This window comes from Citrobacter amalonaticus (assembly GCF_001559075.2).
Taxonomy (GTDB): Bacteria; Pseudomonadota; Gammaproteobacteria; order Enterobacterales; family Enterobacteriaceae; genus Citrobacter_A; species Citrobacter_A amalonaticus_F.
Window position 1 is genome coordinate 2,938,349 of the sequence record NZ_CP014015.2, and the last position, 21,786, is coordinate 2,960,134.

20 protein-coding genes and 1 tRNA gene are annotated in these 21,786 nt (G+C 49.5%); 18 read left to right on the plus strand and 3 right to left on the minus strand.

What is annotated here, in order from left to right; translation table 11 throughout:
- The first annotated feature begins 134 nt into the window (after positions 1–134).
- Both lpcA and AL479_RS14180 read left to right on the plus strand, forming a co-directional pair.
- The gene (lpcA, locus tag AL479_RS14175) at positions 135–713 is read left to right on the plus strand and encodes a D-sedoheptulose 7-phosphate isomerase (protein ID WP_025760181.1); all 579 of its coding nucleotides are present in this window, start codon (positions 135–137) and stop codon (positions 711–713) included.
- A gap of 44 nt (positions 714–757) precedes the next feature.
- On the plus strand, positions 758–1,525 hold the full coding sequence (locus AL479_RS14180; RefSeq protein ID WP_061076513.1) for a class II glutamine amidotransferase: 768 nt from the start codon (positions 758–760) through the stop codon (positions 1,523–1,525).
- On the opposite strand, the gene dpaA is transcribed toward AL479_RS14180, so the two are convergent.
- Entirely contained in the window at positions 1,496–2,236 is a 741-nt protein-coding gene (dpaA, locus tag AL479_RS14185) for a peptidoglycan meso-diaminopimelic acid protein amidase (RefSeq protein ID WP_061076514.1), read from the minus strand. The genes AL479_RS14180 and dpaA overlap by 30 nt on opposite strands.
- Positions 2,237–2,501: 265 nt before the next feature.
- Between dpaA and dinB the strand changes: the two genes are divergently transcribed.
- Both dinB and AL479_RS14195 read left to right on the plus strand, forming a co-directional pair.
- Positions 2,502–3,557, plus strand: a complete 1,056-nt coding sequence (gene dinB / locus AL479_RS14190) for a DNA polymerase IV (RefSeq protein ID WP_061076515.1) — start codon at positions 2,502–2,504, stop codon at positions 3,555–3,557.
- Entirely contained in the window at positions 3,554–4,006 is a 453-nt protein-coding gene (locus AL479_RS14195; protein WP_105291760.1) for a GNAT family N-acetyltransferase, read from the plus strand. The genes dinB and AL479_RS14195 overlap by 4 nt, the downstream gene beginning before the upstream one ends.
- Positions 4,007–4,144: 138 nt before the next feature.
- Here the strand turns inward: AL479_RS14195 and pepD are convergent, their stop codons facing one another.
- On the minus strand, positions 4,145–5,602 hold the full coding sequence (pepD, locus tag AL479_RS14200; RefSeq protein WP_061076517.1) for a cytosol nonspecific dipeptidase: 1,458 nt from the start codon (positions 5,600–5,602) through the stop codon (positions 4,145–4,147).
- A 324-nt stretch (positions 5,603–5,926) separates the two neighbouring features.
- On the opposite strand from pepD, the gene gpt reads away from it, so the two are divergent.
- The 3 genes from gpt to crl all read left to right on the plus strand — a co-directional run bounded on the left by gpt (position 5,927) and on the right by crl (position 8,188).
- On the plus strand, positions 5,927–6,385 hold the full coding sequence (gene gpt / locus AL479_RS14205; protein WP_061076518.1) for a xanthine phosphoribosyltransferase: 459 nt from the start codon (positions 5,927–5,929) through the stop codon (positions 6,383–6,385).
- A 99-nt stretch (positions 6,386–6,484) separates the two neighbouring features.
- Entirely contained in the window at positions 6,485–7,729 is a 1,245-nt protein-coding gene (gene frsA / locus AL479_RS14210) for an esterase FrsA (protein WP_061076519.1), read from the plus strand.
- A 57-nt stretch (positions 7,730–7,786) separates the two neighbouring features.
- A complete protein-coding gene (gene crl / locus AL479_RS14215; protein WP_061076520.1) occupies positions 7,787–8,188 on the plus strand; it encodes a sigma factor-binding protein Crl in 402 nt (133 codons plus the stop codon).
- Positions 8,189–8,269: 81 nt separating this feature from the next.
- Here crl and phoE read toward each other — a convergent pair whose 3' ends face one another.
- The gene (phoE, locus tag AL479_RS14220; RefSeq protein WP_061076521.1) at positions 8,270–9,322 is read right to left on the minus strand and encodes a phosphoporin PhoE; all 1,053 of its coding nucleotides are present in this window, start codon (positions 9,320–9,322) and stop codon (positions 8,270–8,272) included.
- A gap of 288 nt (positions 9,323–9,610) precedes the next feature.
- On the opposite strand from phoE, the gene proB reads away from it, so the two are divergent.
- The 11 genes from proB (at position 9,611) to arsB (ending at position 21,782) form a co-directional block, all read left to right on the plus strand.
- Positions 9,611–10,714: a glutamate 5-kinase gene (proB, locus tag AL479_RS14225; protein WP_042324793.1), complete on the plus strand. Its 1,104-nt coding sequence runs from the start codon at positions 9,611–9,613 to the stop codon at positions 10,712–10,714.
- An 11-nt stretch (positions 10,715–10,725) separates the two neighbouring features.
- On the plus strand, positions 10,726–11,979 hold the full coding sequence (proA, locus tag AL479_RS14230; RefSeq protein WP_061076522.1) for a glutamate-5-semialdehyde dehydrogenase: 1,254 nt from the start codon (positions 10,726–10,728) through the stop codon (positions 11,977–11,979).
- 114 nt (positions 11,980–12,093) lie between these two features.
- Positions 12,094–12,169 (plus strand) — tRNA-Thr (locus tag AL479_RS14235).
- A gap of 163 nt (positions 12,170–12,332) precedes the next feature.
- A complete protein-coding gene (locus AL479_RS14240) occupies positions 12,333–13,547 on the plus strand; it encodes a tyrosine-type recombinase/integrase (protein ID WP_061076523.1) in 1,215 nt (404 codons plus the stop codon).
- A 337-nt stretch (positions 13,548–13,884) separates the two neighbouring features.
- Positions 13,885–15,096: an ABC-three component system protein gene (locus AL479_RS14245; RefSeq protein WP_061076524.1), complete on the plus strand. Its 1,212-nt coding sequence runs from the start codon at positions 13,885–13,887 to the stop codon at positions 15,094–15,096.
- Positions 15,093–15,563, plus strand: coding sequence for a three component ABC system middle component (locus AL479_RS23845; RefSeq protein WP_071887631.1), 471 nt, complete (start codon positions 15,093–15,095; stop codon positions 15,561–15,563). The genes AL479_RS14245 and AL479_RS23845 overlap by 4 nt, the downstream gene beginning before the upstream one ends.
- Positions 15,560–17,569: a DUF3732 domain-containing protein gene (locus AL479_RS14250; protein ID WP_061076525.1), complete on the plus strand. Its 2,010-nt coding sequence runs from the start codon at positions 15,560–15,562 to the stop codon at positions 17,567–17,569. Before AL479_RS23845 ends, AL479_RS14250 begins: the two co-directional genes overlap by 4 nt.
- Before the next feature lie 346 nt (positions 17,570–17,915).
- Positions 17,916–18,266, plus strand: coding sequence for an As(III)-sensing metalloregulatory transcriptional repressor ArsR (arsR, locus tag AL479_RS14255; RefSeq protein WP_061076526.1), 351 nt, complete (start codon positions 17,916–17,918; stop codon positions 18,264–18,266).
- A gap of 47 nt (positions 18,267–18,313) precedes the next feature.
- The gene (gene arsD, locus AL479_RS14260; RefSeq protein WP_061076527.1) at positions 18,314–18,676 is read left to right on the plus strand and encodes an arsenite efflux transporter metallochaperone ArsD; all 363 of its coding nucleotides are present in this window, start codon (positions 18,314–18,316) and stop codon (positions 18,674–18,676) included.
- Between the two features lie 17 nt (positions 18,677–18,693).
- Positions 18,694–20,445, plus strand: a complete 1,752-nt coding sequence (arsA, locus tag AL479_RS14265; protein ID WP_061076528.1) for an arsenite efflux transporter ATPase subunit ArsA — start codon at positions 18,694–18,696, stop codon at positions 20,443–20,445.
- Between the two features lie 47 nt (positions 20,446–20,492).
- Positions 20,493–21,782, plus strand: a complete 1,290-nt coding sequence (gene arsB, locus AL479_RS14270; RefSeq protein ID WP_061076529.1) for an arsenite efflux transporter membrane subunit ArsB — start codon at positions 20,493–20,495, stop codon at positions 21,780–21,782.
- Positions 21,783–21,786 lie beyond the last annotated feature (4 nt).

Sequence of the window (21,786 nt, forward strand, 5' to 3'; positions counted from 1 at the left end):
GCTCACATTGTTGCCGTTTTCTGCGGCACGAAAAATCAAAAGCCGTCGCCATTGGTGTGGCTTATGCTTCTCGCTGCCAGTGCTATCCGGTACACTGCATCCTGTCATTTACATTCATGCTGAAGGATATCCTCATGTACCAGGATCTTATTCGTAACGAACTGAACGAAGCGGCGGAAACGCTGGCTAATTTTTTAAAAGATGACGCCAATATTCACGCCATTCAGCGCGCGGCGGTCCTGCTGGCAGACAGTTTTAAAGCGGGTGGTAAGGTACTCTCCTGCGGTAACGGCGGCTCTCATTGTGACGCCATGCACTTTGCAGAAGAGCTGACAGGGCGTTATCGCGAAAACCGTCCGGGCTATCCGGCCATTGCGATTTCCGACGTCAGCCACATCTCTTGCGTCAGCAATGATTTCGGTTACGACTACGTCTTTTCTCGTTATGTGGAAGCGGTAGGGCGCGAAGGCGATGTGCTGTTAGGCATTTCGACTTCTGGCAATTCTGCTAACGTGATCAAAGCCATCGCCGCGGCACGCGAAAAGGGGATGAAAGTGATCACCCTGACCGGTAAAGATGGCGGCAAAATGGCCGGTACTGCCGATATCGAAATCCGCGTTCCGCATTTCGGTTATGCTGACCGTATTCAGGAAATTCATATTAAAGTGATTCATATCCTGATTCAGCTGATCGAAAAAGAGATGGTTAAGTAAGTCTTCGCCGGGGGCTAACGCCCCCGCTGTTGTGGAGGTGATGTATGTGCGAACTGCTCGGGATGAGCGCCAATGTGCCGACCGATATCTGCTTTAGTTTTACCGGGCTGGTTCAGCGAGGAGGGGGAACCGGGCCGCACAAAGACGGCTGGGGCATCACCTTCTATGAAGGCAAAGGCTGCCGGACGTTTAAAGATCCGCAACCCAGCTTTAATTCCCCCATCGCCAGACTGGTACAGGACTACCCGATCAAATCCTGTTCGGTGATTGCCCATATTCGCCAGGCGAACCGGGGTGAAGTGGCGCTGGAGAACACCCATCCCTTCACGCGTGAACTGTGGGGCCGCAACTGGACCTACGCGCACAACGGGCAGCTTTCCGGCTATAAAACGCTGGAAACCGGCAATTTTCGCCCGGTTGGTGAAACCGACAGCGAAAAGGCGTTCTGCTGGTTGCTGCACAAACTCACTCAGCGCTACCCGCGTACGCCGGGCAATATGACGGCGGTGTTCAGGTATATCGCGACGCTGGCGGGCGTACTGCGTGAGAAGGGGGTCTTTAACATGCTGTTGTCAGATGGCCGCTACGTGATGGCATTCTGCTCAACGAATCTGTTCTGGATTACTCGTCGCGCGCCGTTTGGTGTAGCGACGCTGCTGGATCAGGATGTGGAAATTGACTTCAGTTCAGAGACCACACCTAATGATGTGGTCACCGTCATTGCCACGCAACCGCTGACAGGCAACGAAACCTGGCAAAAGATTATGCCAGGCGAGTGGGCGTTATTTTGTCTCGGGGAGCGTGTAGTTTGACGCCAGCTGCGGCTGAACCACTTCGTGACTCAACGGTTTGCTGACGACATAGCGGCCATCGACAACCGACACGGTCGGTGGCTTGCGGGTCTGCTCAAAGTAATCGTATCCCGGTTTTAACTGCGACCAGAACTCTTTGTAATAGGAATACTTGTGGCGTTGCATGTTGGCATCAGTCATGCGGAAGGGATAAATACTGACCTGCACACTCGACTGACCAAAGACCAACGCGCCGGTAACAAACTGGAAAATCTCATCAATACCGCTGTCGGTCATGGCGTAACAGCCAACCGAGACGCAGGCACCGTGAATCATCAGGTATTTGCCTTCATAACCATGAGCGCGGTCATAGGCGTTGGGGAAGCCAATATTAATGGCTTTATAAAAGCGGCTGTCAGGTTTGAGCTGGCTGCGCTGGACGTTATAAAAACCTTCCGGACTTTTAAAATCGCCCTGGCGTTGTTTTGGACCTAATCCGCCGGAGTAATTACAAATTTTATAGCTGTCGAGAAGTTGATACTGCTCGCCCATCTTGACGTAGAGATCAAGCGCGCGCTCTTCCTTGAAGATCTGAATATAGACCGGCGATCCCATCAATTGCTGCTTATACTCTTTGCTGATAGGTGTTGTGGAGCTATTGCTACTCAGCAAGCCGGCGAATGACACGCACGGGATCAAAAGCATCGCAATAAATAATGCGATTTTACGCATACTGCTTGTTCCTTGATAAAACGATTGCACACGCCAGAACGGCAAATAATAAGATCCCCAAATCGGACTAATCTGGATTTGGAACGCTCACATTAACACCACGACAGTTTTTCGCAAGCCCCTCGTGGTGCGTTTACAACTTATACTAAAACGATCTCGGATAGTTCTTTTGTTGCAACCCGTCGAGTTTTACTTTAACGCGTTCTCATTGGCTTCCTATTGCAGAAGGATACTGTATACTTAAACAGTGCTTTGGAGGTGAGTGATGCGTAAAATCATACATGTTGATATGGATTGTTTTTTCGCAGCGGTTGAGATGCGTGACAACCCGGCGCTGCGCGACATTCCTATTGCGATTGGCGGCAGTCGTGAGCGCAGAGGCGTCATCAGTACCGCAAACTATCCTGCCCGTAAATTTGGCGTACGCAGCGCGATGCCGACCGGAATGGCGCTGAAGCTGTGCCCACACCTCACGCTATTACCCGGACGCTACGAAGCCTATAAGGACGCGTCTCGCCAGATTCAGGACATCTTTTCACGCTACACCTCATTAATTGAGCCGCTGTCTCTTGATGAAGCGTATCTGGATGTCACGGAAAGCACGCTTTGTCATGGTTCGGCAACGCTCATCGCCCAGGAGATCCGCCAGACTATCTTCAACGAGCTGCAACTCACCGCCTCCGCGGGCGTGGCGCCGGTAAAGTTTCTGGCCAAGATCGCCTCCGATCTGAATAAGCCCAACGGACAATATGTCATCACGCCAGATGATGTGCCGGCGTTCCTCAAAACGTTGCCGCTGGGGAAAATACCTGGCGTCGGTAAAGTGTCTGCGGCAAAACTGGAAAGCATGGGGCTACGCACCTGCGGTGATGTTCAGCAGTGCGATCTGGCGACATTACTTAAGCGCTTCGGTAAGTTTGGTCGGGTATTGTGGGAGCGCTGCCAGGGAATCGACGAACGGGACGTCAATAATGAACGCTTACGCAAGTCGGTCGGCGTGGAACGCACTATGGCGGAAGATATTCATCAGTGGTCTGATTGTGAAGCGATTATTGAGCGATTATATCCGGAACTTGAGCGGCGACTGGCGAAAGTGAAACCCGATCTGCTCATCGCCCGTCAGGGCGTGAAGCTAAAGTTTAATGATTTTCAGCAAACCACCCAGGAACACGTCTGGCCGCGACTGAATAAAGAAGACCTGATTTCTACCGCGCGTAAAACCTGGGACGAGCGCCGGGGAGGGCGGGGCGTACGTCTGGTGGGGCTGCACGTTACACTGCTTGATCCGCAACTGGAACGGCAGTTATTACTGGGGTTATAACCGCGATGAACATCAGAGAATATAAAGAGAGTGATTTTTTGGCCCTGTGTGAAATATTCCTGCGAGCCGTTCAGGAAACGGCGCGTCGCGATTATTCCGCATCGCAAGTTGCGGCCTGGGCGCAAATTGACGAAGCGACCTGGCGACAAAAGCTTGCCGTCTCTGAAGTACAGGTTGCTGTCGTTGATGAACAACCCGTTGGGTTTATAAGCGTGGCGGGGAACTATATTGATCTGTTATTTGTTGCGCCGGAATTCAATGGTCAGGGGATTGCACATCACTTGTTGAAACCGTGGATTGCGCGGGGTGATGTGTTAACTGTTGATGCCAGTATTACTGCAAAACCCTTTTTTGAACGTCAGGGGTTTCTGGTCGTTGCCTGGCAAAATGTGGAATGTCGGGGGGAATGGTTTGTTAATTATCGGATGCAATATCAGCACGCGTCATAAATGCATTTTGCAAGAACGGGTATGAAAACTGCCGGATGGCGTTTCACTTATCCGGCCTACAAATTTGCTGACAGTTCGTAGGCCGGATAAGGCGCAATGCGCCGCCATTCGGCATTTTTAAAGCATAACGATCGTGACTTACTTCGTCGGAATCGCTTTGAGCAGTTCGGTCAGAAGCGTCCAGTAATGACTGACGCTTTCGATATGCACCTGCTCATCCGGTGAGTGTGGACCGGTAATGGTTGGCCCGATAGAGACCATATCCATATCCGGGTACGGTTTCTTAAACAGACCGCACTCCAGACCCGCGTGGATAATCTGGATGTTTGGCGTTTTGTTGAACAGACGCTGATAAGTTTCGCGCACCAGATGCATCACCGGCGAGTTTGCATCCGGCTGCCAGCCAGGGTAGCTCCCTTTGGCTTCGGTTTTCGCGCCCGCCAGTTTGCCCAGCGAATCCAGCATGCTAACGACATAGTCTTTACCGGTGTCGATCAGCGAACGGATCAGGCAATGGATTTCGACGTTGTCGTCGGTCATGGTGACGACGCCCACGTTCAGTGAGGTTTCAACCACGCCTTTTGCGACGTCGGAATTGCGGATCACACCGTTCGGCGTGGCGTTCAGCAGACGGATAAAGCCATCGCGAGACTGCGTGGTCAGCGCGGCTTTATCGTTCGCGGCGCTCTCCAGCAGAACCACCAGGTTTTTCTCTTTTTCAGCCAGTTCGTTTTTCAGGATGTCCTGATAAGCGTTGACCTGCGCTTTCAGCGCCTCGACGTTGTCCGCCGCAACGGCAACGGTCGCAAAGGCTTCACGCGGAATCGCGTTACGCAGTGTACCGCCGTTGAAATCGACCAGACGCAGATCCAACTCTTCAGCATGACCGGCCAGGAAACGAACCAGCAGTTTGTTCGCATTGCCAAGACCAACGTGGATTTCGCCACCGGAGTGACCGCCTTTCAGCCCTTTGAGAGTCAGCTTAAAGGTCTGGAAACCCGCCGGAACGGCTTCGCGGGTCAGCGGCAGGTTAGAGGTGAAGTCGATCCCGCCCGCGCAACCCATGTAGATCTCACCTTCTTCTTCCGAGTCGGTATTGATCAAAATATCCGCCTGCAGCCAGTTAGCCTGCAGACCAAATGCCCCGTCCATACCCGCTTCTTCGGTCATGGTCAGCAGCACTTCCAGCGGGCCGTGAACGACGCTGTCGTCAGCCAGAACCGCCAATGCGGACGCCATCCCGATGCCGTTATCGGCGCCCAGCGTGGTACCACGCGCTTTCACCCATTCGCCATCAATATAAGGCTGGATTGGATCTTTGGTGAAATCGTGCACAGTGTCGTTGTTTTTCTGCGGCACCATATCCAGGTGCGCCTGCAGAACCACCGGTTTACGGTTTTCCATACCCGCAGTAGCCGGTTTGCGAATCAGGATATTCCCTACCTGGTCGCGCTCTACGTGGAAACCTTTCTCGTTTGCCCAGCCGATGATGTGCTCAGCGAGCTGCTCTTCATGATAGGACGGGTGAGGAATAGAACAGATTTTTGCAAAAATATCCCACAGCGGTTGCGGGGAGAGTTGAGATAATTCAGACACGATAATTCTCCTTGTATACCCGTCATACTTCAGGTTGCATGGGGGTTGGTTTTCCTGCAACGCGAATGATTTAAGGTATCGATGCTCTGCAAACAGGCTTGCAGGTCACAGGGTTAGCAGGTTAATTATTACCACAAGTCTGGCTTGCGAGATGCGCTTGAGAATACCACTTTCTGCGTCCGCTGCGAGTATAAAGCACGTAAAAAGAGGGCCCGATTCCGCGAAACACTGGTTTTTGGTGGCTCAGATCTCTATAATCTCGCGCAACCCATTTCCCCCTTGAACACATTTTAAGCCGTAGATAAACAGGCTGGGACACTTCACATGAGCGAAAAATACGTCGTCACCTGGGACATGCTGCAGATCCATGCACGCAAACTGGCAAACCGCCTGATGCCTTCAGAACAGTGGAAAGGCATTATTGCCGTTAGTCGTGGTGGTCTGGTGCCGGGCGCATTGCTGGCACGTGAACTGGGCATTCGTCATGTCGATACCGTATGCATTTCCAGCTACGATCACGACAACCAGCGTGAACTGAAAATTCTGAAACGCGCTGAAGGCGACGGTGAAGGCTTTATCGTCATTGACGATCTGGTGGATACCGGTGGTACCGCCGTGGCTATCCGTGACATGTATCCCAAAGCGCATTTTGTCACTATCTTCGCCAAACCAGCGGGTCGTCCGTTAGTTGACGATTATGTGATTGATATCCCGCAGGATACCTGGATTGAGCAGCCGTGGGACATGGGCGTGACCTTCGTTCCGCCGATTTCTGGCCGCTAATCTCTGACTTTTTCAACGCCTGGCATTGCCGGGCGTTGTTCTATTTAGCCGGTGTCGGGTTACAATAAGCCTCAGTGAGTACTTCAGGAGGCTGTACGCATGTCACAGGCTAATCTTAGCGAAATCCTGTTCAAACCCCGTTTTAAACATCCCGAAACGTCGACCCTTGTCCGCCGTTTTAATGCCGGGACGCAGCCGCCTGTGCAATCGGCGCTGGATGGCAAGAACGTTCCCCACTGGTATCGCATGATTAACCGCCTGATGTGGATCTGGCGCGGGGTGGATCCGCGAGAAATTCTTGATGTTCAGGCGCGCATCGTGATGAGTGACGCCGAGCGCACCGATGCCGAGCTTTACGATACGGTGATTGGTTACCGTGGCGGCAACTGGATTTATGAATGGGCGAAGCAGGCGATGGACTGGCAGCAGAAAGCCTGCCAGGAAACGGATCCTGAGCGCAGTGGCCGCTACTGGCTGCACGCCTCGACGCTGTACAACATCGCCGCCTATCCCCACCTGAAAGGGGACGATCTGGCGGAGCAGGCGCAGGCGTTAGCCAACCGCGCTTATGAGGAAGCCGCGCAGCGACTGCCCGGTACGCTGCGCGAGATGGAGTTCTCGGTACCCGGCGGCTCTCCCGTTACCGGGTTCTTGCATATGCCAAAAGGCGATGGCCCGTTCCCGACGGTGCTCATGTGCGGCGGTCTGGATTCGATGCAAACCGATTACTACACCCTGTATGAGCGCTATTTCGCGCCGCGCGGCATCGCTATGCTGACGCTGGACATGCCTTCCGTCGGTTTCTCGTCAAAGTGGAAGCTCTCTCAGGACTCCAGTTTGCTGCATCAGCATGTGCTGAAAGCGTTGGCAAATGTGCCGTGGGTGGATCATACCCGGGTGGCGGCGTTCGGATTCCGTTTTGGCGCCAACGTGGCGGTGCGTCTGGCCTATCTTGAATCGCCGCGTCTGAAAGCGGTGGCCTGTCTCGGTCCGGTTGTGCATGCGTTGTTGAGCGACCCGCTGCGTCAGGGAGCGGTACCGGAAATGTATCTTGACGTTCTGGCGAGCCGACTGGGGATGCACGATGCGTCCGATGAAGCGCTGCGCGTGGAGCTCAATCGCTACTCGCTGAAGGTACAGGGACTGCTTGGCAGACGTTGCCCGACGCCAATGCTGTCGGGCTTCTGGAAGAACGATCCGTTCAGTCCGGAAGAGGAGTCGCGTTTAATCACCTCTTCATCTTCTGACGGTAAGCTGTTGGAGATTCCATTCAATCCGGTGTATCGCAATTTTGACAACGCGCTACAGGAAATCGCCCGCTGGATTGAAAAGAGATTGTGTTAATAATTTGCTAAATTCTACTGTTTTGGTAAAACAGTTGCTTCACAACAGGAGATCGCAATGACGTTACCGAGTGGACACCCGAAGAGCAGATTGATCAAGAAATTCACCGCGCTTGGCCCCTATATCCGGGAAGGAAAGTGCGAAGATAATCGATTTTTTTTCGATTGTCTGGCCGTTTGCGTCAACGTGAAGCCCGCGCCTGAACTGCGCGAATTCTGGGGCTGGTGGATGGAGCTGGAAGCACAGGAAAAGCGTTTTACCTATAGCTACAAATTTGGTCTGTTTGACAAAGCGGGCGACTGGACGACTGTGACGATCAAAGATAAAGAAGTGGTTGAGCGACTGGAATATACCCTGCGTGAGTTTCATGAGAAGTTGCGTGAGCTGTTAAACACGCTGCATCTGTCACTGGAACCCGCAGACGATTTCCGTGATGAGCCGGTGAAGCTAACGGCGTAATCCAAAAAAGAAGCCGGATGAATCATCCGGCTTCTCTGTTTTGTTCGCCGGATAAGTCAGACTATCCGGACCATTCTGGCATCAGAACTGATAGGTCATACCCAGCGCCACGATGTCATCGCTGTTGACGCCCAGTTTGTTGTTATCATCAATCTGGTTGATTTTATAATCAACAAACGCCGACATATTCTTGTTGAAATAATAGGTCGCGCCGACATCAATATATTTCACGATATCTTCATCACCAATACCTTCAATATCTTTGCCTTTCGACTGAACGTAACCGATGGACGGGCGCAGGCCGAAATCAAACTGATATTGTGCGACGGCTTCGAAGTTTTGCGCTTTGTTGGCAAAACCACCGGAAATCGGCGCCATGTTGCGGGTTTCAGAATAGATGGTCGCCAGATAGATGTCGTTGCCATCGTATTTCAGACCGGTCGCCCAACCTTCAGCATTCTGGCCATGGCCGCGTGCCTGCTGGTTTTGCTCATTAGTACGGTCAGAGTTGGCGTAGGCGCCAATGATCGCGAAATCGCTGCCGCCGAAGTCGTAGCTCAGTGATGTCCCGAATCCGTCACCGTTCTGTTTCTTCACGTCACGGTCTTCGTTTTTGCCCTGATATTGCAGGGTCATGTTTAGACCGTCGATCACGCCGAAGAAGTCGGTATTACGGTATGTCGCCAGGCCGCTGGCGCGTTTAGTCATAAAGTTATCGGTCTGCGCCAGGCCGTCACCACCAAATTCCGGGAACATATCGGTCCAGGCGGCAACGTCATACAGTGCGCCCAGGTTACGACCGTAATCGAAAGAGCCGATATCTTTCAGCTTGACCCCGGCGAACGCCAGACGCGTTTTCTGACCGGATTCGCTTTCGGTTTTGTTGCCCGCAAATTCCGCTTCCCAACGACCGTAGCCGGTCAGTTGATCGTTAATCTGCGTTTCGCCTTTAAAACCAAAGCGGACATAGGTCTGGTCGCCGTCTTTGTCATCATTATCGCTGAAGTAGTGCATCGCTTTGACTTTGCCATACACATCCAGTTTATTCCCGTCTTTGTTAAACACTTCCGCTGCCTGCACGGATGCCGATGCCACAATACCCATCACCACTAATGCCAGAGTGCTCTTTTTCATTTTCAGTCCTGATTTAAAGTACGCGCTAATATTTACTGGGTGTGATCCCCGTTGAAAGACAGGAGGGGTTTTATCGCTCTGGGGTGAAGGTTTTATGACAAAGTAAGAATAATTTTAAAAAAGGATGTTTTTCTGTTTCGGTAATAAAAACGTCAAACATTGCCGCTACGCTTGCTGATCCAGCACAACAAAATTTCATGCTTTGTGCGCTGCTTGTTGGCAACCGGGACCAGTCCTGCTAAAACGTTCGTTTACTATCATTTTCCCTATTTTGAACGGCAGAGAATCATGAGTGACAGCCAGACGCTGGTGGTAAAACTCGGCACCAGTGTGCTAACGGGCGGATCGCGCCGCCTTAACCGTGCCCACATCGTAGAACTTGTTCGTCAGTGCGCGCAGCTGCATGCCGCAGGACATCGTATTGTTATTGTCACGTCGGGCGCTATCGCCGCCGGGCGTGAACACCTGGGGTATCCGGAACTGCCTGCAACGATTGCCACCAAGCAGCTGCTGGCGGCAGTCGGGCAGAGCCGTCTGATTCAACTGTGGGAACAGCTGTTTTCGATTTACGGCATTCACGTCGGGCAGATGCTGCTGACGCGGGCGGATATGGAAGATCGGGAGCGCTTTCTGAATGCGCGAGACACTCTGCGTGCGCTGCTGGATAACAATATCGTTCCGGTTATCAACGAGAACGATGCGGTTGCCACGGCGGAAATTAAAGTGGGGGATAACGACAATCTCTCCGCGCTGGCGGCGATCCTCGCCGGGGCGGACAAACTGCTGCTGTTAACCGATCAGCAGGGTCTGTTTACTGCCGATCCGCGTACCGATCCGCAAGCCGAGTTGATTAAAGATGTTTACGGGATTGATGACGCCCTGCGTGCCATCGCTGGTGACAGCGTGTCGGGGCTGGGAACAGGCGGCATGGGCACCAAGCTACAGGCTGCTGACGTCGCCTGCCGTGCCGGTATCGACACCATCATTGCCGCTGGCAGCAAGCCGGGAGTGATTGGTGACGTGATGGAAGGCATCTCTGTCGGTACCCGCTTCCACGCGCAGGCTTCCCCGCTGGAGAACCGCAAACGCTGGATCTTCGGCGCGCCGCCTGCCGGTGAAATCACCGTGGATGAAGGGGCGACGGCGGCGATTCTGGAACGTGGCAGTTCCCTGCTGCCCAAAGGCATTAAAAGCGTGACAGGCAACTTCTCGCGTGGTGAAGTGATCCGCATCTGTAATCTGGAAGGGCGCGACATCGCCCACGGCGTGAGCCGCTACAACAGCGACGCGCTGCGCCGCATTGCCGGACACCACTCCCAGCAGATTGATGCGATTCTGGGCTATGAATATGGCCCGGTCGCTGTCCATCGTGATGACATGATTACCCGTTAAGGAGCAGATAAATGCTGGAACAAATGGGCATTGCTGCCAAAGCCGCGTCGTACAAACTGGCGCAGCTCTCCAGCCGCGAAAAAAATCGCGTGCTGGAAAAAATAGCTGATGAGCTTGAAGCACAAACTGACACTATCCTGAACGCTAATGCGCAGGACGTGGCCGAAGCGCGCACGAACGGCCTGAGCGAGGCGATGCTCGATCGCCTGGCGCTGACGCCTGCGCGCCTGAAGGCGATTGCTGATGACGTCCGTCAGGTCTGCAATCTGGCGGATCCAGTCGGGCAGGTGATTGACGGAGGACTGCTGGACAGCGGGTTGCGTCTGGAGCGTCGCCGCGTGCCGCTTGGCGTGATTGGCGTCATTTATGAAGCGCGTCCAAACGTCACCGTCGATGTCGCCTCTCTGTGCCTGAAAACGGGCAATGCGGCGATTCTGCGCGGCGGTAAAGAGACATATCGCACCAACGCGGCCACCGTGCGCGTGATCCAGCAGGCGTTAACCTCTTGTGGTTTACCGGAAGCGGCGGTTCAGGCCATTGAAAGCCCCGACCGTGCGCTGGTGAATGAGATGCTGCGTATGGACAAGTATATCGACATGCTGATCCCGCGTGGCGGCGCGGGTCTGCATAAGCTGTGCCGCGAGCAGTCGACTATCCCGGTGATCACCGGCGGGATTGGCGTGTGTCATATCGTTGTCGACGACAGCGCAGAGATTGCCCCGGCGCTGAAGATTATCGTCAATGCGAAAACGCAACGTCCGAGTACCTGTAACACGGTAGAGACACTGCTGGTGCATCAGGACATCGCGACGCGTTTCCTGCCGGCGCTGAGTCAGCAGATGGCGGAGAGCGGCGTGACGCTGCATGCGGACGAGCGGTCGTTTGCCCTGTTGAACGCGGGGCCAGCAAACGTGGTGGCGGTGAAAGCAGAAGAATTTGACGACGAGTTCTTGTCGCTGGATTTGAACGTCAAAATCGTCGCTGACCTGGATGACGCCATCGCGCATATTCGCGAGCACGGTACCCAGCACTCCGACGCCATCCTGACGCGTACCATGCACAACGCGAACCGTTTTGTGAACGAAGTGGATTCGTCTGCGGTGTACGTCAACGCCTCAACCCGTTTTACCGATGGCGGGCAGTTTGGTCTCGGTGCGGAAGTCGCCGTCAGCACGCAAAAATTACATGCCCGCGGTCCAATGGGGCTGGAAGCGCTGACCACCTATAAGTGGATCGGCTTTGGTGACGATACGATTCGTGCCTAATTAACGCCGGGTGATGCAAAATCAGCCACTTGATTCGCAAGACTATTGACGCATCACTCGGTTAGTTTTAACCTTCTACCCCGTGTTCACACTCGTGGCCGCGTCCTTATCAGGGCCGATATAGCTCAGTTGGTAGAGCAGCGCATTCGTAATGCGAAGGTCGTAGGTTCGACTCCTATTATCGGCACCATTTCAAACTCTTCCCAAGTCTACCGAAATCAACTAAAAGCCCGTATACTGCGGTTTATGGCCCGTATCTTATCTCCTGTTATCAACTGGACTCAACTGAAATCAAGTCGCAGTTGGGGGCATAAGTGGGGGCATTCTGTGTTCGGTCCTGGGAGATGCCCCCAATGAAGCTAAATGCGCGACAGGTAGACGCAGCTAAACCCAGAGAGAAAGCCTATAAGCTGGCAGATGGTGCTGGTTTGTATCTTGAGGTTGTTCCCTCTGGTTCCAGATACTGGCGGATGAAGTATCGCTTCAATGGAAAAGAGAAGCGTATGGCTTTTGGGGTCTATCCGGCAGTGTCCCTTGCACAAGCGAGAGCACTGCGTGATGAAGCCAAGAAAAAACTAGCCGAGGGTATCGATCCATCGTTTGCCAAGAAAGAAGAAAAGCTGGTTCGCGATGTGCAGCTCAATAACACGTTCCAGTCTGTGGCGCTTGAGTGGCACGGTACGAAGGTGAGCAGATGGTCAGAAGGCTATGCCTCCGACATCATCGAAGCCTTCAATAAAGATATTTTCCCCTATATCGGCCAACTGCCGGTGAATGAAATCAAACCACTGGTTCTGCTGAATGTGCTGCGTCGTATGGAAAGCCGTGGCGCGACAGAGAAGGCTAAGAAGGTTCGCCAGCGCTGCAGTGAAGTCTTTCGCTACGCCATAGTTACCGGTCGTGCGGAATACAATCCTGCAGCGGATCTAACCAGCGCGATGTCAGGGCATGAATCGAAGCATTATCCCTTCCTGACGGTTGAAGAGTTACCAGACTTCTTTAAAGCCCTATCCAGCTATACTGGAAGCCCGTTAGTTGTTCTTGCCGCTCGGCTGCTGATACTCACGGGGGTTCGTACTGGCGAGCTCCGAGGTGCTTTCTGGAGTGAATTTGATCTTGAGAAAGCAGTGTGGGAAATCCCTGCAGAGCGTATGAAGATGAAACGGCCTCATCTGGTACCCCTCTCTACCCAAGCGCTGGAAATCGTACAGCAACTCAAAGTGATGTCTGGTCAATATCCACTGGTGTTTCCTGGAAGGAATGACCCCCGTAAAACGATGAGCGAAGCGAGTATAAATCAGGTGTTTAAGCGGATTGGATATACGGGGAAGGTTACTGGACATGGTTTTAGGCACACGATGAGTACAATTTTGCATGAGGAAGGGTTTAATACGGCATGGATTGAAACCCAGCTTGCGCATGTCGATAAGAATGCGATCCGTGGGACGTATAACCATGCGTTGTATCTGGAAGGGCGAAGAGAGATGATGCAGTGGTATGCAAATCATATAGATAGATTGCTACATTATGAAGTTTACCGAAACATCAAGAGAAGTATGCAAACGTAATCTACCGCAGCTTGGTTTTTTAGTTTAGCATTCAATCTAATGCCATGACATAACAGAAATCTCACTATATGATCAGTTTAATCAATGAGTTAAATTATCAGGTGGGATATCTGTGAGAATATTACATCTTTACAAGAAAGCAATGAAAAGTAAAAATATGAGTGATATCAATTTATTACTAAAATAAAGTGCATTTAGTGAGCTAACTACGTTACTATCGGTGTCATTAGGTTTTTGCTCGTTTCATATACTTTAAAATCTAAGGCTTTTTAATCTCTTCAAACAAGGCCTTTCATTAGGAATATGAAATGTATTAGATTCTAAGAGAGGGAAGAGCATGAGTCGAGCTGTGAACCATACCGCAGAAGGAGCTGCACTTGGTTTTTACTACCAGTCACTCTATGCACTTAAAGCAATCCTCGAAAACGAGCATGATGATGCAGCTCTTTGTCTTGAACGCCTAGATGACGTCGAGATTGTAGCTAATGGCGAAAGCCTTTTATCACAATTAAAGCATTCTATTAAGCCTAATCCAGCCTCAGTCACGATCACATCTACATTGTTATGGAAAACATTCAAGGTTTGGATAGATCTTTTACCTAAAATTAATTTAGATGAAACAAGACTACAATTAATTACTGTTGCACCTGTCGGTAATAAAGACGAATTGTTTGTTTTAACTCAAGAAAATTCAGACCGTGAATTACTACTACTAAAACTCATCGATGAGGCTACTCGGGTCGTAGAAGAACATGAACATTCATTAGCTCAAAAGAAAGTTCCAGCACCACATGTCCAGCGATATAATGCATGTAAATCATTTTTAGAATTGCAAAAAGATACTCGAAAAGAATTATTGGGAAAAGTAGTGCTTTTTGCAAGTGAAAAAAACATATCAAATATAAGTAAAGATATAGAAAGCAAGTTAACTAACTTCCCTCCAAGTAAACGTGAATTAATCTGTCAACGATTACTGGAGTGGTGGGATCTTCAAGTGATATTCTCTTTGTGTGGGAAAAGAGAAAGGGTTATATATAAGCTTGAGGTTCAACAAAGATTATCAGAAATATCTGGTGAACTAGAAAGGGACGAACTGAACGCCGATTTTGAAAATGCAATTTTGCCTAGTAACTACAATCCACATTCAATGATTGTCAATCAAATAGAGCTTATTAAGGGGCGGCGGGTTGATATATCGCAAGCAACTCGTGAAGAATGGAGGGCAAGATCTCAACGGCACAAGTGGTGCAATGAACGATTTGATATGGCGAGCAGAATAGATCAATACGATAAATTACTATTAGAAACATGGTCTGATAAGTATGAAAGAATGGCCGAGGAGTGTGAGGATTGTGAAGGTCATCATAAAGAAGAACAAGGATATCAATTGTTCAGATGGTCTTTTGACTTGGCTCATACCCAGATACGTTCTTTTGCTCCGAATTGGAATGCTAGCTATTATGTTCGTGGGACCTATCAATTATTATCAATAGAGTTAAAAGTGGGATGGCATCCTGATTACAAGGGTTTGTTAAGGGATAAGAAATGATTTTAGCTCACGATATATATGCTGAAACGAACCCTGTATTTTGCTCGTTTTTATTATCGGGGTTTTGTGATTTCTATAATACTTCCATTGAGATAAATCCAGAAATTCCTCTCATCTACTTAGTTCTTCCTATTGTTTTATCAGAGGATTTAAGTTCAACATTTTTAGGATGCAATATAAAGACTGGTTTGCTAGTTTGGTTGGAAAGGAATCCAAGTGTGCTTAATGAATTAACTAAGCGAGTAAACTCTACATTAGCTATTACAACTGAAGCCATTAGATTTGGATGTATTTCAAAAATATTGAAATTAAATGTTGATGGAACAGTAGTTGGAAATAATATTAAGCTAGAGCGTCTTATGAAAGACAATAGTCTATCCCTAAAGAAAACACGTTTATTAGCTTATTGGTTTTCTGAAATGGGATCAACGAGGGCCACTTTTGAAGCTATGGGACTTACGTTATGAAAAGATGGAATATCGAAAGAATCTTTTTTTTTGGGGTTGAAGATTTATTTCGTGAGATCCAATTTGATGTTGGTAAAGTTAATATTATTACTGGAGCCTCGGGAACAGGTAAATCCGCAATAATAAAAGCAATTGATTATTGCTTGGGCTCTTCTTCGTGTGAATTACCCGCTTATATTAAGCGCCATTGTACCGTTGTGGGAGTTAGATGGTCAAAAGGGAAGGACCAGTTGATTGTGTGTCGCCAAATTCCTCCCGTTGGTAAAAAATCAAGTGATTGTATGTATATTACTTCGGGGCGAGAACTCTCTGTTCCAAAGAATATTAAAGAACTTGAGGGGCGTACTACAGTATCTGCAGCAAAAGCTATTTTAGAGCGAGCTTTTCAGATTGGCGACTTAAATAATGATTTAGACTCTAATCGTCAATATACAGAGAAAGCTACAGTTCGACATATAACACCATACATATTTGTTACGAAGGAAGTTATAGATAGCGAAACAGTACTCCTTCATGGCTTGGACGATAATAAAAAATCCCCAGCAATTATCTCAACTCTTCCTTATTTTTTAGGCGTAAGTTCAGAAGCTTCAGTCGTTGCTGAAAAACGTTTGCGCCAGCTTCGTAGAGTACTGGAAATTGAAAGTAGCAGAGTAGAAGCTCGCCGTTCAAAAGATGGGTTAGTAAAACAACGTTTAAGAGTTCTTTTAGCAGAAGCCCAAGAAATAGGATTGTTATCAGAGAGAGATTTATATGGTATTGATGAGCATGAGCTTATTTTTTTATTAAAAAGCACCATGAATAACCCCATGGATACTTTAAATTATCCTGACGAGAATGAGCTTTCAGAGTTACATGATTATCGAAAAAATATCCTACATGATCTCAATCGAACTAAACGTAAGAAACGTGCAATGTTCATGGCATTGAAAGAATCAAATGATTATCAATGTGCTATTAAAAAACAACATGAGAAGTTAAGGATAGCTGAGTATTTGAACTTGTCAGAAATCCCTACAACATGTCCCATTTGCAACTCTGAAACTAAGAAAGGTGCAGAAGTTGCTCAAAAGATAAAACATTCACTTGAGGTTTTAAGTTCTGAAAATAGTGAGGTTGGGCGAATCAAACCTCATCTTAGCTTACAAATGGATGAACTATCTGAAGGTGAAATTAACCTTAGTTTAAAACTTAGAGAAGTTGATGCAGCAATTGAATCAAAATTATCTCAAATACAGAATGGAAAAAGACTAACTAGTTTAGCTCAAATGCATGCTTATTTTCGTGGTAAAGCTAGTTTTTTCCTCGAGACACTCGATGATAGGTTATTACATTCTGCAAAAGACTTAAGTGGCTTGCAAGGTGAAATCAATAAGTTAGAGTCTGTTGTAGACCTAGATAACAGAAGGGTAAGGTTACAGAGAGCGGAGAACTTGATTTCTAACTTTTCTAATCAAGCATTTCAAATGCTACCGAGAGAAGAACCTTGTACTAATGCTGAAATATTATTCTCTTCCAGAGAGCCTAAAGTTAGTCTCGTAGAGAAAGGTCCTTATGGTTCTATTTTATCAATGGCTGATATTGGTTCTGATCAAAACTACTTAGCTGTTCACATAGCATTATCATTTGGTTTGCAGCGGTATTTTGCAAAAGAAGAACGTCCTATTCCTGGATTGTTAGTGTTAGATCAATTGAGCCGGCCATATTTTTCTAATTCGCCTAGTAAAATAAATATTAATTCTAATGCTCATGAAGAAGATGAATCAAATGGCGTAGATGAAACTCAAATAAACTCTAATGATGAAGACTTTAGGGCAATGAGAAAACATATTAATTTTCTCTTTGATGAGGTCAATAGAGAGGAAGGATTACAGGTTATATTATTAGAGCACGCTTATTTTGTAGATGATGTTCGATATGTTGAAGCAACAAAACAACGTTGGACTAGAGAATCTGGGGAGGCCTTGATTCCTAAAAGCTGGAAACGTAGGGCAGACTATAAATAATAATGCAGAAAAGTGAGTTTATGCTTTACAGCCTTAAATAAGAGTGTGTAGTTTAAATTGGTTACATGCTCTTTTTCTCTCTAATATTAATTTTTATTATGCTGAAGTTATCACTTGGAGTATCCGCCCTAGCAGTTTTACCCCACGCTTTCTTAGCTTAACCCTTCATTTTTAAATGATCTTTCGCCCAACTTTGGCCTGAAATCCTACTCCATTAAACAACTGAATTCCGGCATGATATGACTCTGTTCAGAGTTATATCGATTCTCATATGCGTTTTATCGAATATATGTTTGATCTTATTTACTTACAGTGTATTATATTTTTTAGACATTCAGGAGGCTCAATGACACTAACTTCCCTACAGCTCTTCAAAAACCTTTCCGATGAGACTCGTTTGGGCATTGTGTTGCTGCTTAGAGAGATGGGAGAGCTGTGCGTGTGCGACCTTTGTACTGCGCTAGAACAGTCACAGCCCAAGATCTCCCGCCACCTGGCAATGCTCCGGGAAAGTGGTCTATTGCTGGATCGCAAGCAGGGCAAGTGGGTTCACTACCGCTTATCCCCGCATATTCCTTCCTGGGCTGCTCAGGTGATTGAGCAGGCCTGGTTAAGCCAACAGGACGACGTACAGGCCATCGCCCGTAAGCTGGCATCGGCAAACTGCTCTGGTAGCGGTAAGGCTGTTTGCATCTAAAAAATTTGCCTGAACATATATGTTTTTCCAAATGTGAGGTATTCAGAATGAAGACGTTAACGGTGTTTGACCCGGCAATGTGCTGCAGTACCGGCGTATGTGGCTCAGATGTCGATCAGGTTCTGGTTGATTTTTCTGCTGATGTGCAGTGGCTGAAAGGACGTGGTGGACAGGTTGAACGTTACAACCTGGCGCAGCAGCCCATGAGCTTTGTGCAGAATGAGAAAGCGAAAGCATTCCTCGAAGCATCTGGAGCAGAAGGTCTTCCGCTACTGCTGTTGGACGGTGAAACGGTGATGGCAGGGCGATACCCAAAACGTGCTGAGCTGGCTCGCTGGTTCGGTATTCCGCTGGAGAAGGTAGGGTTAGCTCCCACCAGCTGCTGTGGTGGTAATACTTCCTGTTGCTGAATATGTCAGGAGGACATATGAAATTCTTACAGAATATCCCACCTTACCTGTTTTTTACCGGTAAGGGAGGTGTAGGTAAAACTTCTATTTCCTGCGCGACGGCAATCCGCCTTGCTGAACAGGGTAAGCGGGTTTTGCTGGTCAGTACCGATCCGGCCTCCAATGTCGGTCAGGTGTTCGATCAGGCTATCGGTAATACCATTCGCCCTGTGACGGCAGTTCCTGGGCTTTCTGCTCTGGAGATTGACCCGCAGGAAGCCGCCCAGCAATACCGCGCCAGAATCGTTGATCCTATCAAAGGTCTTCTGCCTGATGACGTTGTTAACAGTATCAGCGAGCAGCTTTCAGGAGCCTGTACCACTGAGATTGCGGCGTTTGATGAGTTCACCGGCTTATTGACAGACGCTTCCCTGCTGACCCGTTTCGATCACATCATTTTTGATACAGCGCCGACGGGCCACACGATTCGCCTTCTCCAGCTTCCCGGTGCCTGGAGTAGCTTCATTGAAAGTAATCCAGATGGTGCTTCCTGTCTTGGCCCAATGGCCGGGCTGGAAAAGCAGCGTGAGCAGTATGCTCATGCAGTAGAGGCGTTGTCCGATCCTGAACGTACCCGCCTGGTTCTGGTTGCACGACTGCAAAAATCTACGCTGCAGGAAGTCGCCCGCACCCATGAAGAACTGGCTGCAATTGGCCTGAAAAATCAGTACCTGGTTATTAATGGTGTGCTGCCTAAAACCGAAGCTGAACATGACGCCCTGGCCGCTGCGATATGGCAACGTGAGCAGGAGGTACTGGCAAATCTTCCTGCCGGTTTATCTGAGCTACCGACAGATACCCTATTACTACAGCCAGTCAATATGGTTGGTGTTTCAGCCTTGAAGGGACTGCTGGATACCGGTTCTGAGGCATTACCGCTCCCGGTAACGAACATCCAGTACACGCCTGAAAACTTATCGCTCTCTGACCTGGTCGATGATATCGCTCGCAGTGAGCACGGCCTGATTATGTTGATGGGCAAAGGTGGCGTAGGTAAAACCACGATGGCAGCGGCTATCGCCGTCAGGCTGGCAGACATGGGATTTGACGTGCATCTCACGACCTCTGATCCTGCTGCGCACCTGAGTACAACGCTGAACGGCAGCCTCAAAAACCTTCAGGTCAGCCGAATCAACCCTCACGATGAAACCGAACGTTATCGCCAGCATGTCCTTGAGACGAAGGGAAGAGATCTAGACGAAGCAGGGAAACGGCTGCTCGAAGAGGATTTACGTTCTCCTTGCACGGAAGAGATTGCGGTGTTCCAGGCGTTCTCACGCGTAATCCGTGAAGCAGGCAAACGGTTTGTGGTCATGGATACGGCACCTACCGGGCATACGCTATTACTGCTTGATGCTACCGGGGCTTATCACCGTGAGATTGCCAAGAAGATGGGGGATAAAGGTCATTTTACCACTCCGATGATGCAGCTTCAGGACCCGGAACGCACCAAAGTCCTGCTGGTCACTCTGCCTGAAACCACACCGGTACTGGAAGCGGCAAGCCTACAGGCTGACCTTGAAAGAGCGGGGATTCATCCGTGGGGCTGGATTATCAATAACAGCCTTTCCATTGCGGATACGCGTTCTCCGTTGCTTTGCCAGCGCGCCCGGCAGGAACGGCCTCAGATTGAGGCTGTTAAGAATCAGCACGCTGAGCGCATAGCGCTTGTTCCGGTGCTGGCGTCAGAGCCCGCCGGTATTAAAAAGCTCAGAGAGTTGATGAGTTAATTTTTTTGCATATACAGGGCGGCAAAGTCGCCCTGTCAGGAGGTTTTATGTTACTGGCAGGCGCTATTTTTGTCCTGACCATTGTTTTGGTTATCTGGCAACCAAAGGGATTAGGGATCGGCTGGAGTGCAATGCTGGGCGCGGGACTGGCTCTGATATCTGGCGTTGTGCATGTGGGCGATATTCCGGTGGTGTGGAATATCGTCTGGAACGCGACGGCGACCTTTATTGCCGTGATTATTATCAGCCTGCTGCTTGATGAATCAGGCTTTTTCGAATGGGCGGCATTGCATGTTTCGCGCTGGGGTAACGGTCGTGGCCGTTTGCTCTTTACGTATATCGTTCTGCTCGGTGCAGCGGTGGCGGCACTGTTTGCCAACGATGGTGCGGCACTTATTCTGACGCCGATAGTCATCGCCATGCTACTGGCATTAGGGTTCAGCAAAGGCACGACACTGGCATTCGTCATGGCTGCCGGGTTTATTGCCGATACAGCCAGCCTGCCGCTTATCGTGTCGAACCTGGTGAATATCGTCTCGGCGGACTTCTTTGGTCTGGGATTCACCGAATATGCGTCGGTAATGGTGCCGGTGGATATTGCAGCCATTGCTGCCACGCTGGTTATGCTGCATCTGTTCTTCCGCAAGGATATTCCGCCGACTTACGATCTGGCTCTCCTTAAGACACCGACAAAAGCAATAAAAGATCCTGCTACGTTCCGCACCGGCTGGATAGTTTTGATTCTTCTGCTGGTTGGTTTTTTCGTCCTCGAGCCGCTCGGGATTCCTGTAAGCGCAATTGCTGCAGTTGGGGCGGTAATACTGTTTACCGTGGCGAAACGAGGCCATGCCATTAACACCGGCAAAGTGCTACGTGGCGCACCCTGGCAGATCGTCATCTTCTCATTGGGGATGTACCTAGTGGTCTACGGTCTGCGCAACGCCGGGCTAACCGAATACCTTTCAGGTGTGCTGAACGTACTGGCGGATAGAGGACTCTGGGCTGCGACGCTGGGTACTGGGTTCCTGACGGCTTTCCTGTCTTCCATCATGAACAACATGCCTACCGTGCTGGTTGGCGCTCTTTCTATTGATGGAAGCACTGCAACTGGCGTTATTAAAGAGGCAATGATCTACGCCAACGTGATTGGCTGCGATCTGGGCCCGAAAATTACACCTATTGGTAGCCTGGCAACGCTGCTCTGGCTGCATGTACTTTCACAGAAGAATATGACCATCACCTGGGGATACTATTTCCGCACCGGGATCGTCATGACTCTGCCTGTGCTGTTTGTAACGCTGGCCGCGCTGGCGCTACGTCTCTCTTTCACTTTGTAATGAG